This window comes from Pseudoalteromonas peptidolytica (assembly GCF_012641745.1).
GTDB classification, from domain to species: Bacteria; Pseudomonadota; Gammaproteobacteria; order Enterobacterales; family Alteromonadaceae; genus Pseudoalteromonas; species Pseudoalteromonas peptidolytica.
This window is the reverse complement of record NZ_WEHZ01000007.1, coordinates 165,735-182,486: the sequence shown is the minus strand read 5'-3', so window position 1 is coordinate 182,486 and position 16,752 is coordinate 165,735. Positions and strand designations below refer to the sequence as shown.

13 protein-coding genes and 5 tRNA genes are annotated in these 16,752 nt (G+C 42.5%); 3 read left to right on the top strand and 15 right to left on the bottom strand.

The window, feature by feature from the left end; genetic code table 11:
- Window positions 1–154: 154 nt before the first annotated feature.
- The 11 genes from F9Y84_RS06915 to F9Y84_RS06865 form a co-directional block, all read right to left on the bottom strand.
- Entirely contained in the window at window positions 155–2,065 is a 1,911-nt protein-coding gene (locus F9Y84_RS06915) for a SurA N-terminal domain-containing protein (protein WP_147390248.1), read from the bottom strand.
- 177 nt (window positions 2,066–2,242) lie between these two features.
- A complete protein-coding gene (gene hupB / locus F9Y84_RS06910) occupies window positions 2,243–2,515 on the bottom strand; it encodes a nucleoid-associated protein HU-beta (protein ID WP_125253533.1) in 273 nt (90 codons plus the stop codon).
- A gap of 216 nt (window positions 2,516–2,731) precedes the next feature.
- The gene (lon, locus tag F9Y84_RS06905) at window positions 2,732–5,089 is read right to left on the bottom strand and encodes an endopeptidase La (RefSeq protein WP_128731976.1); all 2,358 of its coding nucleotides are present in this window, start codon (window positions 5,087–5,089) and stop codon (window positions 2,732–2,734) included.
- Window positions 5,090–5,960: 871 nt separating this feature from the next.
- The gene (gene clpX / locus F9Y84_RS06900; protein ID WP_125253531.1) at window positions 5,961–7,244 is read right to left on the bottom strand and encodes an ATP-dependent protease ATP-binding subunit ClpX; all 1,284 of its coding nucleotides are present in this window, start codon (window positions 7,242–7,244) and stop codon (window positions 5,961–5,963) included.
- A 122-nt stretch (window positions 7,245–7,366) separates the two neighbouring features.
- Window positions 7,367–7,984, bottom strand: a complete 618-nt coding sequence (gene clpP, locus F9Y84_RS06895) for an ATP-dependent Clp endopeptidase proteolytic subunit ClpP (protein ID WP_125253530.1) — start codon at window positions 7,982–7,984, stop codon at window positions 7,367–7,369.
- Window positions 7,985–8,314: 330 nt separating this feature from the next.
- Window positions 8,315–9,619, bottom strand: coding sequence for a trigger factor (gene tig / locus F9Y84_RS06890; RefSeq protein WP_125253529.1), 1,305 nt, complete (start codon window positions 9,617–9,619; stop codon window positions 8,315–8,317).
- Window positions 9,620–9,898: 279 nt separating this feature from the next.
- Window positions 9,899–9,975 (bottom strand) — tRNA-Pro (locus F9Y84_RS06885).
- A gap of 21 nt (window positions 9,976–9,996) precedes the next feature.
- Window positions 9,997–10,073 (bottom strand) — tRNA-Pro (locus F9Y84_RS06880).
- A 19-nt stretch (window positions 10,074–10,092) separates the two neighbouring features.
- Window positions 10,093–10,168: transfer RNA gene (locus F9Y84_RS06875), tRNA-His, on the bottom strand.
- 24 nt (window positions 10,169–10,192) lie between these two features.
- Window positions 10,193–10,269, bottom strand: a tRNA-Arg gene (locus tag F9Y84_RS06870).
- A 43-nt stretch (window positions 10,270–10,312) separates the two neighbouring features.
- Window positions 10,313–10,389, bottom strand: a tRNA-Pro gene (locus F9Y84_RS06865).
- A 416-nt stretch (window positions 10,390–10,805) separates the two neighbouring features.
- Between F9Y84_RS06865 and folD the strand changes: the two genes are divergently transcribed.
- A complete protein-coding gene (gene folD / locus F9Y84_RS06860) occupies window positions 10,806–11,660 on the top strand; it encodes a bifunctional methylenetetrahydrofolate dehydrogenase/methenyltetrahydrofolate cyclohydrolase FolD (protein ID WP_125253528.1) in 855 nt (284 codons plus the stop codon).
- A 61-nt stretch (window positions 11,661–11,721) separates the two neighbouring features.
- Here the strand turns inward: folD and F9Y84_RS06855 are convergent, their stop codons facing one another.
- The 3 genes from F9Y84_RS06855 to prmB all read right to left on the bottom strand — a co-directional run bounded on the left by F9Y84_RS06855 (window position 11,722) and on the right by prmB (window position 14,319).
- Complete coding sequence (locus F9Y84_RS06855; protein ID WP_147391147.1) at window positions 11,722–12,153, bottom strand: hypothetical protein; 432 nt, start codon at window positions 12,151–12,153, stop codon at window positions 11,722–11,724.
- 85 nt (window positions 12,154–12,238) lie between these two features.
- Window positions 12,239–13,336, bottom strand: a complete 1,098-nt coding sequence (aroC, locus tag F9Y84_RS06850) for a chorismate synthase (RefSeq protein WP_147391148.1) — start codon at window positions 13,334–13,336, stop codon at window positions 12,239–12,241.
- 47 nt (window positions 13,337–13,383) lie between these two features.
- Window positions 13,384–14,319, bottom strand: coding sequence for a 50S ribosomal protein L3 N(5)-glutamine methyltransferase (prmB, locus tag F9Y84_RS06845; protein ID WP_147391151.1), 936 nt, complete (start codon window positions 14,317–14,319; stop codon window positions 13,384–13,386).
- 95 nt (window positions 14,320–14,414) lie between these two features.
- On the opposite strand from prmB, the gene smrB reads away from it, so the two are divergent.
- Together smrB and F9Y84_RS06835 are read left to right on the top strand one after the other, a co-directional pair.
- Window positions 14,415–14,966, top strand: a complete 552-nt coding sequence (smrB, locus tag F9Y84_RS06840) for an endonuclease SmrB (protein ID WP_125253524.1) — start codon at window positions 14,415–14,417, stop codon at window positions 14,964–14,966.
- Window positions 14,967–15,181: 215 nt separating this feature from the next.
- The gene (locus F9Y84_RS06835) at window positions 15,182–15,424 is read left to right on the top strand and encodes a hypothetical protein (RefSeq protein ID WP_147391149.1); all 243 of its coding nucleotides are present in this window, start codon (window positions 15,182–15,184) and stop codon (window positions 15,422–15,424) included.
- A gap of 419 nt (window positions 15,425–15,843) precedes the next feature.
- Here F9Y84_RS06835 and F9Y84_RS06830 read toward each other — a convergent pair whose 3' ends face one another.
- The gene (locus F9Y84_RS06830) at window positions 15,844–16,449 is read right to left on the bottom strand and encodes a peroxiredoxin C (protein ID WP_099641288.1); all 606 of its coding nucleotides are present in this window, start codon (window positions 16,447–16,449) and stop codon (window positions 15,844–15,846) included.
- Window positions 16,450–16,752: the final 303 nt, after the last annotated feature.

Sequence of the window (16,752 nt, the reverse complement as noted above, 5' to 3'; positions counted from 1 at the left end):
CAAAAGCTGAATGAAGAGCTTGTTCTATATTCACAAAAAATCCGTAGTTAGTTGCCTAGCTACGGATTGTGCATGATCATTTTGATCGGTCAACCGATCAACTTCTTAACTGATCAGCATTAGCCAATGCGGCGCTTTTTTCATTATTGAGTTGCTATTGCTGCTCAGCTAATTGTAGCTGTGGCCTAATTACTTCGGCTTTAGCTTCAAGTGCAGCCAGTAGTTCTAAATAATTTTTATTAGCAAATGAGGAAGTGATTGATTGTTTCTGCTGCGGATCTATCTGTCCATCCACGTCTGGAGTGGTTACTGATTTAAGCACCACAAATGCAGCATCACCATTACCTAATTCAACCAACGCAGGGTAAGATTGCGCAACACCAGGTTGAGGAAGTTTAAATGCTTCAGTTGCAATCGCAGGAGGAACATCATAGCTTCTACGCTGCAGCTCATTGACACTTTTAACCTCAACATTTTGTGCTTTGGCAATGTCTGCCAGTGCCGTGCCATTTTGCAATTGCTCAAACAGTGATTGAGCTTTCTCAGTAATCAAGCTTGATGCTTTCTCAGCAACTAGCTGTGCTTGAATTTGCTCACTGACTTCTTCTAGTGGTTTAGTGGCCGCAGCTTTATGATCCGAAACACGTACAACGACAATATGTTCTGGCGCAACCTCTAAAACTTCTGAATTCACTCTGTCTTCGATTAATTCAGGAGTAAAAATAGTATTATTTATAGCTGGCATGTTTAATGGCTCAGGAAGCGCATTACGGCTTACTAACTCGGTAGACTTAACTTCTACGCCAGCAACTTCTGCTGCATCTTGAAGGGAGTCCGCCATTTCAAAGGCCAATTCAGCAACCTGAGTTTGTTTTTGGTAGAAAGCATCTATTTTAGCTGCCTTTTCAAGCTCAGCACGCAACTCATCTTTAACATCATCAAAAGATTGGGCCTGTTGACGTTGAATATCAGTCAGCTTAATGATGTGATAACCAAACTCAGATTCAACCACCTCTGATACATCACCTACTGCTGCAAGCGAAAACGCTGCGTCTTCAAATGCAGGATCCATCATCTCTCGTTCAATCCAGTCTAAATCACCACCTAGTTCTGCACTGACAATATCATCTGATTTTTCTTCTGCAAGAGTTGCAAAATCAGCACCGCTATTTAGCTCCGCTAGCAGCATGTCTGCTTTTTCTTTTGCAGCTGCAGCATCTTCACCCAAATCTACTAAAATGTGTGAAACGCGACGCCTTTCAGGCTCTAGATACTGGTTCTTTTGTTCTTCATAGTATGTTTTAACGGCCTCTTCAGTAACAGGCTCAGCAGGCTCTAAATCTTCTGCTTTCAACTCAATATAGTTCACAGCCACCAACTCCGGTGCTTGGAACTGATTCTGATTTAGATCATAGTAGCTCTGAACCTCTTCTGGTGAAACTGAGACTTCATCTTTTACTAAATCTTTACTTAAGACGGCATAATCGATTGCACGGGTTTGCTGCTGTAACGCAAGAGAATGTTGTAATTCATTTTCTAATACAAAGTCACTGCCAGCTACCGCAGAGATAAGTTGTGCTCGTGTCATTTCATCGCGTAAATACTCACGGAAGCTGTCAGGTTGAAAATTCATCTGGCGAATAACTTGGAGGTAACGGTCATTGCTAAACTCACCACCGATTTGGAAGTAAGGCATCTCAACAATCGCTTTTTTTACCTGCTCATCACTCACTCGAAGACCAAGTTCCTTTGCCAGTTGTGACTGTAGTTCTTGCTGTACTAATTGATCTACAACACCTTGGCGGATTTGTGCCATGTAATTTGGATCTGCTGCTATTTGCGCAAAATACTCACCAAACTGCTGCTCTAAACGTGCACGCTCATTCGAGTAAGCACGTGAGAACTTTGTCTGCGAGATCTTTATTCCATTGACTTCTGCGACAGGTTGCTCAGTGGTTTGACCTAGGTAACCACCGATCCCTGCTAACGCAAAAGATAAGATGACTAAACCTAATATGATTTTAGCCGCAGGGCCCTGTGAGCCTTCTCTGATCTTTTCAAGCATTTATTGTTTCTCTTATCTAAGTCAAAGCACATAAGCACTTTGTATTGCTAGATTTGGGTTAAGCATCACACCACCGCCACGAGGTTTGAGGTGGTATAAAAAAAGCGTATCTTAACAGATACGCCTTTTATCTTGAAGCAGTTCGCGATGACTCTGCATCGCCTAATCCAAAATGAATTAGTTTACTGCGTCTTTAAGCGCTTTACCCGCTTTGAAAGATGGGATGTTAGCTGCTGCGATTTGAATAGTCTCACCAGTTTGTGGGTTACGACCAGAACGTGCAGCGCGCTCACGTACTGAGAAAGTACCAAAACCTACAAGTGCAACAGAGTCACCTTCTTTAAGTGCACCGGTTACCGACTCAATGAATGAATCTAGCGCACGACCAGCAGCCGCTTTAGAAATGTCAGCATCAGCTGCGATTTGATCGATTAATTGAGATTTATTCACAATATCATCCTCTTCCATAGTTATTATCAAAAGTTACTTCTATCTGATAACTTTTGCTATTCATTTAGAGACATCACAGCGACTCTCTAATTCTCGAAATCTTTCTCAAGCCTAGTGATTACGGGGCTTGCGAACCACCAAGCTTGAATACAGTGCCTAACTTAACACACCTTTTAGATTTGAAAAGCCTTTTCACTTAATTTTTTGGCTTTTTTCTTAGTTTTTTTGTGATTCTACACTAAAACTGTCTATTGGCTGCGCTAATGCTAATGATAGAACTTCGTCAATCCAAGACACAGCATGAATATCAAGTCCTTCAAGGACATTTTCAGGAATTTCTTTTAAGTCACGCTCGTTCTTTTTCGGTATTAAAACTCGTTTAATTCCACCACGATGCGCTGCAAGTAACTTTTCCTTTAAACCACCAATTGGCAGCACTTCACCACGTAATGTGATTTCACCGGTCATCGCGACATCTGCACGCACTGGGTTGCCTGTTAAACTTGACACTAAGCCTGTTACCATGGCGATACCCGCACTTGGTCCATCTTTAGGAGTCGCGCCTTCAGGAACATGCACATGAATATCACGCTTCTCGTAAAAGTCGTCGTTAATACGAAGCTTTTCAGCACGATTGCGTACCACCGTCATCGCAGCCTGAATAGATTCCTGCATCACATCACCCAAAGAGCCAGTGTACGTCAGTTTGCCTTTGCCTGGTACAGCAGCGCATTCAATGGTTAATAGATCACCACCAACTTCTGTCCACGCTAGACCCGTAACTTGACCAACACGATCACCATCTTCAGCTTTACCGTAATCATGGCGCTGAACACCTAAAAATTCTTCTAGGTTTGTTTGGTTAATCACAACTTGCTTTACATCTTTGTCTAGCAAAATGTTTTTCACCGCTTTGCGACAGAGCTTAGAAACTTCGCGCTCTAGGTTCCGTACCCCAGCCTCTCGAGTGTAATACCGGATAATACCAATAATCGCACTGTCTTCGATGTTAATTTCAGATTCTTTCAGACCATTACGCTTGATCTGTTTAGGAATTAAGTGCTGTTTCGCAATATTAAGCTTTTCATCTTCGGTATAACCCGACAAACGGATCACTTCCATACGATCAAGCAGTGGGCCTGGTATATTGAAGCTATTTGATGTCGCAACAAACATCACGTCTGATAAATCGTAGTCTACTTCTAAATAGTGATCTGCAAAGTTGCTATTTTGCTCAGGATCTAACACCTCTAATAGAGCAGATGCAGGGTCGCCGCGCATGTCCGATGACATCTTATCGATTTCATCTAATAAGAAAAGCGGGTTCTTCACGCCAACTTTCGACATACTTTGAATAAGCTTACCCGGCATTGAGCCAATATAGGTTCTTCTGTGACCACGAATTTCAGCCTCGTCGCGCACGCCACCGAGCGCCATACGCACATACTTACGACCTGTAGAACGCGCGATAGATTGGCCTAAACTGGTTTTACCAACTCCAGGAGGACCAACTAGGCACAGGATAGGGCCTTTGAGCTTATTGGTACGTTGTTGTACGGCAAGGTACTCGATAATGCGATCTTTTACTTTTTCTAAGCCATAATGGTCAGAGTCTAGAATCTTTTGCGCACCTGCTAAGTCCTTTTTCACCTTAGAGCGTTTTTTCCATGGGACATTTATCATCGTCTCTATGTAAGAACGCACCACAGTCGCTTCTGCAGACATCGGTGACATCATCTTCAGTTTGTTCAGCTCCGCCAGTGCTTTTTCTTCCGCTTCTTGCGGCATTTTTGCTTCGCTAATGCGTTTTTTCAGCGCTTCAAATTCATCTGGTACGTCGTCTAACTCACCAAGTTCTTTCTGAATTGCTTTCATTTGCTCATTCAGATAATACTCACGTTGTGACTTCTCCATTTGCTTTTTCACGCGAGAACGGATTTTCTTTTCTACTTGAAGTAAATCGATCTCACCTTCCATCAGCGCCATCAAGTACTCAAGACGTTCTGTTACGTCATGAATTTCCAGTACCTTTTGCTTTTCAGGCACTTTAATTGGCATATGCGCAGCCATTGTATCAGCAAGGCGTGCGGCCTCATCAATACCTGAAACTGACGTCAGTACTTCAGGTGGAATTTTCTTATTAAGCTTTACATAGCCTTCAAACTGGCTAATTGCACTACGCACTAATATATCTTGCTCTTGCTCATCAGCATCCTGTGAAGGGATATACTGTGCTTGCGCTAAGAAATATTCGTCTGTAACTAAAAATTCGTCTATTTTGGCGCGCTGTGTGCCTTCAACAAGTACTTTTACCGTACCATCAGGCAGCTTTAATAGTTGTAACACCGTCGCAATAGTGCCTGTTTGGTAGACATCATCAGTGCTAGGGTCATCAACTGAAGCGTCTTTTTGCGCAACCAAAAAGATTTGCTTGTCGTTGTCCATCGCTGCTTCTAGGCATTTTATTGATTTTTCTCGACCTACAAACAGCGGGATCACCATGTGCGGATACACGACTACGTCGCGCAGCGCTAGCACAGGAATTTCTACTCGATCCGTTCTTTCAAGCGTCATTATGTTCTCTTCGCACTTAAATTAATTTTGGGAATACTGAGCTATATGGGGATAACGCAGATAAAGTTCAATAGTTTATAGTAATCCACATCAAGTAGGGATCAATTTAAGGCATAAAGCAATCAAATATCAGTAAACTAAAGCTCCAGCTTATTTGCAATGATACCAATTTTCTTAATTAAGTGGTCTATTTTGAGGCGAGAAAATCTTGTCGATAACCAGGCAAAAATTTTGCTATTTAGTTGTTCTAAATAAGAAATTTTTAACGCTGTTAGCGTCAGGTTTACTCCTTCAAATTGAGCACGTATTAAGTCAAATTGGTATAATAAGGGACTATATCGACTTCTTTCACAGCGTCGTATGTCTAGAAGCGACTTTTCCACTTAAAAAATAAACGGTTTATCAGCCCTGAGGGTTGAGCAAGTATTTAGCTAACTCATTGCTTCTCAATAGCATTGAATTACTCTCTTATCTAGCCAAAACGTTTCAGGGATAGCGTTGCCCTTGTCGGTTTCCAGAAAAGTATGAGTTATCCAAAGTTCAGGGTTTTTAGTTCAACTGGTATCATATTGGGGCAATACCTATTCGCTTAATTAAGCTTACTATTTTGAGGCGAGAAAACTCTGTCTATTACTATGCGAAAACTCTCCATTTAGTTGTTCTAAATAGAAGATGTTTAGCGCAGTTAGCGTCAGATTTACGCCTTCAAATTGAGCAAGTATTAAGCATAATTGGTATAAGCTCTGGTGAGGGAAAATACTGATTTAGCTTACCAACCATGAGCTAGCCTCGCAGTTTACCTTATACTTTTTGTTAGCTCCTAACTTAGATGTAAAAAGGAGCACTAGGCTCCTTTTATTTTAATTCTGAGCTACTCAGATGCCGCTTTTTCTTTACCATTGTTTTCGTAAATCATAATCGGATCTGACTCTCCTTTGATAACGGTTTCGTCAATAACTACTTTACTGACTTCTTCCAATGAAGGTAACTCATACATAGTGTCGAGCAATACGCCTTCAACAATCGAACGCAATCCTCGTGCACCGGTCTTTCGCTCCATCGCCTTATGCGCAATCGCTCGCAAAGCGTCTTCACGGAACTCAAGATCCACACCTTCCATCTTAAACAACGCTGCATATTGCTTTGTTAAGGCATTCTTTGGTTCGTTTAAGATCTCAATAAGCGCATCTTCGTCAAGTTCGGTCAAGGTCGCAACAACCGGTAAACGACCAATAAATTCAGGAATTAAACCGTATTTGACCAAATCTTCAGGCTCAACATCTTTAAATGTTTCGCTCAGTGAACGCTCAGAATCTTTTGACTTAACTTCAGCACCGAAACCGATGCCTGTATTTTTAGAACTACGTTGTTCGATCACCTTATCAAGGCCAGCAAATGCACCACCGCATATGAATAAGATTTTCGATGTATCAACTTGCAAAAACTCTTGTTGCGGATGTTTTCGGCCACCTTGAGGCGGAACAGATGCAACCGTACCTTCAATCAGTTTAAGTAATGCTTGTTGTACACCCTCACCCGATACATCACGGGTAATAGATGGATTGTCTGATTTTCTCGAAATCTTATCGATTTCGTCGATATAGACAATGCCACGTTGTGCCTTTTCTACGTCGTAGTCACATTTTTGTAGCAGCTTTTGAATGATGTTCTCAACATCTTCACCAACATAACCAGCTTCAGTTAACGTTGTTGCATCTGCCATCGTAAATGGTACATCAAGAAGTCTTGCAAGCGTCTCGGCCAATAGTGTTTTACCACTACCTGTTGGACCAATTAGCAAGATATTACTTTTACCTAATTCTACATCACCCTTACCACCTTGGTTGCGTAAGCGCTTGTAGTGATTGTATACAGCAACGGACAGCACTTTTTTCGCATGCTCCTGACCGATAACATAATCATCAAGGTGATTTCTGATCTCTTTTGGCACAGGTAATTTATCAGACGCGTCATGCTTAGGCGCAATATCTTTGATTTCTTCCCTGATAATATCGTTACAAAGTTCAACGCACTCGTCACATATATAGACAGATGGACCGGCAATTAACTTACGAACTTCATGCTGGCTCTTGCCGCAAAATGAGCAATACAGCAGCTTGCTATTCTTATCGCCGTCTGTTGGAGTGTCTGACATTCAGCTACCTCATTCTTTTGTTGTTATCTGTCGATAACATCGTATTTCTTTTAACTATACCAAAGAATAAAAGCTTTGGCATAGCAGTAACCAATGATTTATGCTCATTGGTTACCGACTAATCACTTCAGTTCGCGACGTGAATGAACCGCGTCAATTAAGCCATATTCTAGGGCTTGGTCAGCAGTCATAAAATTATCTCTATCGGTGTCACGTGCAACTACATCGTATGGTTGTCCAGTATGATCAGCCATCAGACGATTTAACTTTTCTTTAATAGACAAGATTTCTCTTGCATGAATTTCAAAATCTGATGCCTGACCTTGGAAGCCGCCTAAAGGCTGGTGGATCATCACTCGAGAGTTTGGCAAGCAATAACGTTTACCTTTAGCGCCGCCTGAAAGCAAAAATGCTCCCATACTCGCTGCCTGACCAACACAAACCGTACTAACATCAGGCTTAATAAAGTTCATTGTATCGTAGATAGACATTCCAGCAGTCACGGAGCCACCAGGTGAATTGATATACAAGAAAATATCTTTGTCCGGACTTTCCGACTCCAAGAACAACATCTGTGCCACGATCAAGTTGGCCATATGGTCCTCTACTTGACCTGTCAAAAAAATGATGCGGTCTTTAAGTAGTCTAGAGTAAATGTCATAAGAACGCTCGCCTTTAGCCGTTTGCTCCACGACCATAGGTACTAACGCATTGATTGGATCGATCATACCATCATTCATGTTTTTTATTCCTTACTAGCACAGAATTTGTTGCCTTATTGTAATAGGTAACTTAAATCGCTTGCGACTCAAGAGACATTCTGTCATTCGGTTTTAGGCTAATACTTTTTTGAGCGAAATGGAACGAGCATTTCTAACAGCTCGTTGTGATAAGCACATTTTGTCTTATACCATCAAGTATAGCTAATAAAATAAGCCATGCCTCAAGATATAAGTACTTTATGCTTCAATATCAAGGTGTAAAAACAAAAATGGCCCGAATTCTCTCACCGAGTAACTCGAGCCATTTAAACTTCAGCTTAGCTGGAAGTCAATGATTTCTTCAAAGACTTATTGAGCAGCCTGTGGGTTCATGATGTCATCGAATGATTTTTCAACATCAGAAACAGTTGCAGCTGCAAGTACAGCTTCAACAGCAAGCTCTTCCATTGCTACGTTACGCATCTGCTGCATAAGTTGATCGTTTGTTTTGTAGTATGAAACTACTTCACTTGGATCTTCGTATGCAGAAGCAACAGTCTCGATTAATTCTTCAACCTTTGCATCGTCTGCTTTGATGTCATTCGCTTTGATTACTTCACCTAAAAGCAAGCCAGTTTTTACGCGAGTAACAGCTTGCTCATGGAAAAGCTCAGCTGGTAGCTCAGGCATGTTTTGCGCGTTGCCGCCAAAACGCTGTGCAGCCTGTTGACGAAGTGCGTCGATTTCTTGATCAACTAGTGCTTTAGGCACTTCAACTTCGTTAGTGTCAAGAAGACCTTTGATCGCTTGATCTTTTACGTTTGCTTTAACCGCTTGGCTAAGCTCACGCTCCATGTTCTTCTTCACTTCTTCTTTAAGTGCGTCAACACCACCTTCAGCAACACCAAACTTAGTTGCGAACTCGTCAGTTAGTTCAGGAAGCTCTTGAACTTCAACTTTCTTCACAGTAATTGTAAATTGAGCTGCTTTACCTTTTAAGTTTTCAGCGTGGTAGTCTTCAGGGAAAGTCACATCAGAAACGACTTCGTCACCTGCTTTCTTACCAACGATACCATCTTCGAAACCTGGGATCATACGACCTTGACCAAGCTCTAGAGGGAAGTCTTCAGCTTTTCCGCCTTCAAACTCTTCACCGTCAATTGTACCAACGAAGTCAACCGTTACACGGTCTTTTTCGCCAGCTGCTGCGTCGCTTTCAGTCCAAGTAGCGTGTTGCTTACGAAGTGTTTCAAGCATGTTAGCAAGATCTTCGTCAGTTACTGAAACAGCAGGCTTCTCAACTGCAATTTTATCTAAGTCTTTAAGCTCAACTTCAGGGTATACTTCAAAAGTTGCATCGAACTCTAAATCTTTACCAGCTTCTAGTGACTTAGGAGCAAATGTAGGTGCACCCGCTGGGTTGATTTTCTCAGCAATGATTGCTTCGATGTAATTACGCTGCATAATATCGCCAGCAACTTCTTGACGAACAGCTGCGCCGTAACGCTTAGTGATGATTGACACTGGTACTTTACCAGGGCGGAAGCCATCGATACGCTGTGTTTTTGACAGTTGTTGTAGGCGTTTTTTAACTTCAGTCTCAACGTTCTCTGCAGGAACGGTGATGGTCAGACGGCGCTCAAGGCCTTGAGTCGTCTCAACAGAAACTTGCATGATTTACCTCAATCTTCATTTTTGGGCGACAAAGCGCCTTCCTTACTAACAAGACAACCATCATGCTTTTGTGGGCCTTCGGCTAAACTGCCAAACTCTCCGTTGCATGTGACGCTTGTTGCCTGCCCTACGGGCACTACGTTAATTAATAGACGCGGCATTATAACCTATTCAACGACGGAGTCGAGCAATCAGGTTAAATAATTAGGCATATTGGTGCTAATTGATTAAAAGTTAGTAAATTTGAAATAAATGACTGAGATACTGATAGAGAGAAAGTGGTCGGCGATGCAGGATTTGAACCTGCGACCCCTTGGACCCAAACCAAGTGCGCTACCAAGCTGCGCTAATCGCCGAACATAAGTATTTTGTAGAAGTGGTCGGCGATGCAGGATTTGAACCTGCGACCCCTTGGACCCAAACCAAGTGCGCTACCAAGCTGCGCTAATCGCCGACTAATTTTGGCATGTAGATGGGGCGACTGATGGGACTTGAACCCACGACAACCGGAATCACAATCCAGGGCTCTACCAACTGAGCTACAGCCGCCACTACATGTGGATTAAAATAAGATGGCGCACCCTGAAGGATTCGAACCTTCGACCGACGCCTTAGAAGGGCGTTGCTCTATCCAGCTGAGCTAAGGGCGCAAACTCGAGTAAACATCTTCATGCTACTATCTTATTTTAAAAGTGGTCGGCGATGCAGGATTTGAACCTGCGACCCCTTGGACCCAAACCAAGTGCGCTACCAAGCTGCGCTAATCGCCGACTGTGACCTTGGAGAACTAAGAACCTTTTTATCGGTGAGTCCTCGTTGGCAACGGGGTGCATAATAGTGATTTGCCCCCAGCAGGTCAAATATTTTTTTTAGTTTTTGTTTCAACTGCCTAATTTTACCACAAATTGTTGATAAAACAGCTGACTTAATCAAATTTTATACGCTCTTACCTAGGCAAGTTGTGAAAACCTCCGGTTTTACGCAATGCTAACTTGGCGGGCTGGCTGTTTTTTGCGAAAATAGCGGGCAAATGTCCTCTATCAAACTAATTAGCAGGACATATAAATAGAGCAACCCCATTATTTTTCTTTACAAGCAGAGTCATCACTCAATAAAAGTACTTGTATAGGAGAATTTAAAGGCTCTATCATCGTTCAAGTTTTTTAACCCTTAATATAGGTCAATCATGACGGCAAACATCATTGATGGCAAAGCTATCGCGAAACAAGTTCGTTCTACTGTTGCACAACGAGTTCAAGAGAGACTGGCACAAGGTCTGAGAGCACCAGGCTTGGCAGTTGTGTTAGTAGGTCAGGATCCTGCGAGTCAAGTTTATGTTGGTTCAAAACGTAAAGCCTGTGAAGAAGTTGGATTTGTTTCTAAATCTTTCGACTTACCAGGTGACACGAGCGAAGCGCAACTGCTCACGCTTGTTGACGAGCTTAATGCAGACCCTGAAGTTGATGGGATCTTAGTACAATTGCCACTACCTGAAGGCCTAGACGCGGAAAAAGTGTTAGAGCGTATAGATCCTCACAAAGACGTCGACGGCTTCCATCCTTATAATGTGGGTCGTCTTGCTCAACGAATGCCAGCACTAAGACCTTGTACGCCAAAAGGGATCATTACCCTACTCGACTCTACCGGTGTGCGTTATAAAGGGATGCACGCTGTTGTGGTTGGTGCATCAAACATTGTAGGTCGTCCAATGTCACTTGAACTGCTACTGGCAGGATGTACCACAACCGTTTGCCATAAATTTACCCAAGACTTGGAAGCCCACGTTCGTCGTGCAGATCTACTCGTCGTCGCAGTCGGTAAACCTGAGTTTATTCCGGGTGACTGGGTTAAAGAAGGTGCCATTGTCATTGATGTAGGTATCAACCGATTGGAATCAGGTAAGTTAGTCGGTGACGTGCAATATGACATCGCGGAACAAAACGCGAGCTTTATCACTCCAGTGCCTGGTGGCGTAGGCCCGATGACAGTAGCTAGCTTGATTGAAAACACCCTTGAAGCGTGTGAAAACTACCATAGCTAAACAGTATTGAGTTATAACACTGATAAGGCCTCTAATGAGGCCTTTATCATTTTGAGCCTCACTAACTCAGTAGCGTGTCCTTGTTCGCTTTGTTTTCTTCTTGAGTTACCGCATCTCTCATTGCTTCTTCTAATGCAGCCATACGCTCTTCTAATTCTTCGGGTGAAATTTTTCCCTCGGCTGCGAGCTTTTCAAGCTCTGCCATTTTCTCTTTTAATTCATCAATTTTCTCTTTATTTGCCCCTAAGCGGCTAAACATTACCGCTTCTCTCATTTTTTCGAGAAATGTTTCATTACGCTCCACTACTTCATATTTAAATGGCTCGTCTACTTTATGGTCGAGTGCACGAGAAGATTGTGCAGCTATATTCGCAGCCGCGACATACGCTTGCTCTTGAGCACTTGATTTAGCTCGATTAGTTTGGGTAGGGCTGTGCTGCTGCGAAGCAGACTCTACTGTACGAGTTGCAAAGTGAGATTGATAAGTGATCATGATTGCTCTCCTTGATTTGTTCAAGAAGAGCAAACACTGTGCCAGAACAACCTGAAGTCAAATAACCCCAGGACGCCGAATAAAATCAGAGATGGCTTGAAATGGGCTTGTGCGGCAAATTGACGTCTTGGTTTTGACCGCGGTGACGTAATAGATGATCCATAAGTGTTATGGCTAACATCGCTTCCGCTATAGGGATGGCACGAATGCCCACACATGGATCGTGGCGGCCTTTGGTAACTACCTCTTGCGGTTGATTTTGGGTATCAATGCTCTGCCCTGGGACTGAGATACTTGAGGTAGGTTTTAGCGCAATTGACGCGATAATGTCCTGCCCTGTTGAAATACCTGCTAATACGCCACCTGCATGGTTTGAGGTGAAGCCCTGCGGCGTCAGCTCATCTCTATGCTCAGAACCTTTTTGTTCAACCACATCAAAGCCGTCACCAATTTCTACACCTTTTACCGCATTAATGCTCATTAGGGAGTGCGCAATTTCGGCATCCAGGCGGTCAAAAACAGGTTCACCTAGACCTACCGGCACGTTTTTCGCCACAACTTTAACTTTCGCGCCAACTGAATCACCTTCTTTTTTTAGCGTACGCATATATTCATCTAACGCTTCAAGCTTAGACTCATCAGGAAAGAAAAAGGGGTTGTTTTCCACAACTGACCAATCATACGTTTGAGCTTTAATAGGGCCTAATTGGGAAAGACAAGCATTGATCTCAATGCCATGAGCTTGTTTTAGATATTTTTTCGCTATCGCACCAGCCGCAACTCGGATCGCTGTTTCACGGGCAGACGAACGTCCACCACCACGGTAATCTCTGTGGCCATATTTGTGCCAATAGGTGTAGTCGCCATGGCCCGGACGAAATAAATCTTTGATGTTAGAATAATCTTTGGAACGTTGATCGGTATTTTCAATTAACAGTCCAATACTAGTTCCGGTCGTCTTACCTTCGAATACACCCGAAAGGATTTTTATCTCATCACCTTCGCGTCGCTGTGTTGTGTATCGGCTTTGACCCGGTTTACGTCTATCCAAATCAATTTGTAAGTCAGCTTCAGTTATCTCAAGCCCAGGTGGTACACCATCCACCACGCCACCAAGCGCAGCGCCATGGCTTTCACCAAAGGTCGACACCTTAAATAATTGGCCAATGCTATTGCCTGCCATCGTTTTTCCTCATTCCAAAATAGACGATAGAGAGCATTGGCTCCCTATCAGTTTTTAAAGTATTCCAACAATTGCTGTTTGGATACCACAAAGACCCCCAGACCACCGTGGTCAAACTCTAACCAAGTGAAAGGTGCTTCAGGGAATTGCTGTTCCATATGTACCATAGAATTGCCGACTTCGACAAATAACAAACCGTCATCATTTAGATGATCCGCAGCTTCTGCTAACAAAGTACGGGTTACGTCAAGGCCATCCTCTCCTGACGCCAAACCAAGCTCTGGCTCATGATGAAACTCTTCAGGCAAGTCAGACATGTCTTCAGCATCAACGTAAGGTGGGTTTGCTACGATTAAGTCATATTTTTGGCCCGGTACACCACTGAATACATCAGACTGGATGGCAAACACTCTGTCGTGCATCATATGCTGATTGATATTGTGATCAGCCACTTCTAAAGCTTCAAAAGAGATGTCTACTGCATCTACTTGTGCACGCTCAAATGCTTTGGCAAGTGCAATCGCAATACAACCAGAGCCCGTACACATATCTAAAATACGGTTTATTTTGTTAGGCGATGCCACCCAAGGAGAAAAATGTTTTGCAATTAATTCTGCAAATGGAGAGCGTGGTACTAATACGCGCTCATCAACATAAAACGGCATACCAGCAAACCAAGCTTGATTGGTCAAATAAGCCACGGGAATACGCTGTTCAATACGTGCTTTAATGTAGCCTATCAAGTGAGATTTTTCACTTTGCGTCACACGGGCGTGCATAATTTCTTTAGGTGCATCAATAGGCATATGGAGCACAGGCAGCACCAAACTTACCGCTTCATCCCACGGGTTATCTGTTCCGTGACCAAAAAAGACCTCATTGCTGACAAACTGAGTTGCAGTCCATCGTACCCAGTCTTGGATGGTATGGAGGTCTTGAAACGCTTCATTTGCCATTTCGTCGGTGATTAGTGGTTGTGACATTTCCGTCATGAAGATTCTCTAAGATCAAACTATATGGCGACATTGTAGCGGTTTTTAAGCTAGGTTTTTATGCTTTTTTTATTTAAAATGTCACCATGAACAAAGAATCTAACACTAATGCTGACCTAAATGATGATTTCGCGATGTTTCGCGAGTCCTTGAATGGTGTAAAACCTCTTAAGCAAGATCAGGTGCAGCTCAAACAAACGAAAAAAATTCAGAGTGTAGAGCTGAAACAACAAGTGAAGCAGCAACAGTCAGAGTTTTACTTTTCGGACGAGTATATTCCTGATATCGATACTTCGGGAACTATTAATTATGTTAAGGCTGGCGCTGACCGCTATCTCGCTAAACAGCTTAGGCGTGGTGATTATGCACCAGAGCTGATATTAGATTTACACGGTTTGAACAAAGAGACCGTCAAACAAGAGCTTGCTGCGTTAATTCATGCTTGTAAAAAACAGCATATTGCTTGTGCCTGCATTGTTCACGGCATTGGCGAGCGAATACTCAAACATAAAGTGCCGCAATACCTTGTACAACACCCTGATGTCTTAGCGATACACCAAGCACCGTTAGAGTACGGTGGTAAAGGTGCTGTATTGATCCTTGTCGACCTACCAGACGATCCAAGTTTTGGCCGTTAATTCGGCCTCATTACGAGCTCAACCTCCTCTTTATATATTTGACTAAAACTTCGTTATTTTTGTTATGTCACCTTCGTCAAATTCACCAACGTCTTACGTTAACTTCTTCATAGAAAACTAAATTGATTTAAAAATCAAAGCTTTAAAAAATAAATTCACGTTGGCACAACCTTTGTAATAGTTATTGCGACTAACAAATTACAAGGAAACTTATTATGACTACTTTAGCGAAACTAACCATGACTACGTTACTACTAACAGCTAGCATGACAACTACTGCTACAGAAATAGACGACTCCATCCTACAGGATGTGAAAAGCAAAATATCACAAGCGATCAGTGAATCAATAAAGGCCAACATCGAAGAGCTGAGAATCGAAACCAAACAATCATTGCAAGCAGCATTTCAAGCTGAAAATACTAACAAGAAAGACGAAAAGGAAAAGCGTAATGATTAATGAACTTACATTTTTGAGTTTACTAGCAACTCCAGTGATAAGCTTATTTGCAGCGTACCTAAGCATTCAACTAATAAAGTCGCTCGGTCAGTACATTAATTTTAACTAGCATGGCACTTGCTAAAGAGGCAGGGCTGCCGAATAGTCAACGTATTACCCTGAGAAAGCCGCCGAGAAATCGAAAGCAATTAAAAAAACCCGCTAACTAGCGGGTTTCTTTTTAATATCTTATAGATATTATACCAACTTGCTTAATTAAGTGGTCTATTTTGAGGCGAGAAAATCTTGTCGATAACTAGACAAAAATTTTGCTATTTAGTTGTTCTAAATGAGAAATTTCTAACGCTGTTAGCGTCAGATTTACTCCTTCAAATTGAGCAAGTATTAAGTCAAATTGGTATTACATAGCAGACACTAAATTATAGTGCGCCTTCGTTCTCAGATAGGAACTTTGCAACACCTTCAGGGCTTGCGTCCATACCTGCTTTACCTTCAGTCCAACCAGCTGGACATACTTCGCCGTGCTCTTCGTGGAATGCAAGTGCATCAACCATGCGCAGCATTTCGTCGATGTTACGGCCAAGTGGTAGATCATTCACTACTTGGTGACGTACGTTACCTTCAGCGTCAATTAGGAAAGAACCACGGAAAGCAACACCAGCCTCTGGGTGCTCAACGTCGTATGCTTGACAGATTTCGTGTTTAACGTCAGCAACTAGATCGTATTTAACTGGACCAATACCACCTTCGTTTACTGGAGTGTTACGCCATGCGTTGTGTGAGAATTGAGAGTCGATAGAAACACCGATAACTTCAACACCACGCTTTTGGAACTCTTCGTAACGCTTGTCAAATGCGATTAGCTCTGAAGGACAAACAAAAGTGAAGTCTAGTGGGTAAAAGAAAACAACCGCTTTTTTACCTTTAATACGCTCGTGCAGGTTGTAGCTATCTACGATCTCACCGTTACCTAGTACTGCTGCTGCTGTAAAGTCTGGTGCCTTGCGGCCTACTAATACACCCATTTTTATCTCCAATAGTTAGGTTTATTTCCAATCTTGTTTTGTCTCTCTATCGAGTTCAAAACATCTGGTACTTAATATTGTGGCATGCTTATAAAAAAACAACCTTTGCATTTAGCGTTCACTAAAGTGCCTTGTGCTTTTTTACTACCAAAAACTTTGACTAGTGTATTGGCGTAGGAACAGAAATAACAATCGAATTAACCGATAGCATCAATCTATAAATTCGATTGCCGGAAAAAGTAGCAAATATCTTGCAAACCAACACCTGAGATCAAAAAAGGCTTCACTATGAAGCCTTTAATG

Bases quoted from the DNA above. Each gene is read 5' to 3' on its own strand.
- smrB (WP_125253524.1), top strand. From the start codon at position 14,415: ATGAACAAAGAATCTAACACTAATGCTGACCTAAATGATGATTTCGCG.
- folD (WP_125253528.1), top strand. From the start codon at position 10,806: ATGACGGCAAACATCATTGATGGCAAAGCTATCGCGAAACAAGTTCGT.
- F9Y84_RS06855 (WP_147391147.1), bottom strand. From the start codon at position 12,153: ATGATCACTTATCAATCTCACTTTGCAACTCGTACAGTAGAGTCTGCT.
- clpX (WP_125253531.1), bottom strand. From the start codon at position 7,244: ATGTCAGACACTCCAACAGACGGCGATAAGAATAGCAAGCTGCTGTAT.
- lon (WP_128731976.1), bottom strand. From the start codon at position 5,089: ATGACGCTTGAAAGAACGGATCGAGTAGAAATTCCTGTGCTAGCGCTG.
- prmB (WP_147391151.1), bottom strand. From the start codon at position 14,319: ATGTCACAACCACTAATCACCGACGAAATGGCAAATGAAGCGTTTCAA.
- clpP (WP_125253530.1), bottom strand. From the start codon at position 7,984: ATGAATGATGGTATGATCGATCCAATCAATGCGTTAGTACCTATGGTC.
- F9Y84_RS06830 (WP_099641288.1), bottom strand. From the start codon at position 16,449: ATGGGTGTATTAGTAGGCCGCAAGGCACCAGACTTTACAGCAGCAGCA.
- aroC (WP_147391148.1), bottom strand. From the start codon at position 13,336: ATGGCAGGCAATAGCATTGGCCAATTATTTAAGGTGTCGACCTTTGGT.
- F9Y84_RS06915 (WP_147390248.1), bottom strand. From the start codon at position 2,065: ATGCTTGAAAAGATCAGAGAAGGCTCACAGGGCCCTGCGGCTAAAATC.
- F9Y84_RS06835 (WP_147391149.1), top strand. From the start codon at position 15,182: ATGACTACTTTAGCGAAACTAACCATGACTACGTTACTACTAACAGCT.
- tig (WP_125253529.1), bottom strand. From the start codon at position 9,619: ATGCAAGTTTCTGTTGAGACGACTCAAGGCCTTGAGCGCCGTCTGACC.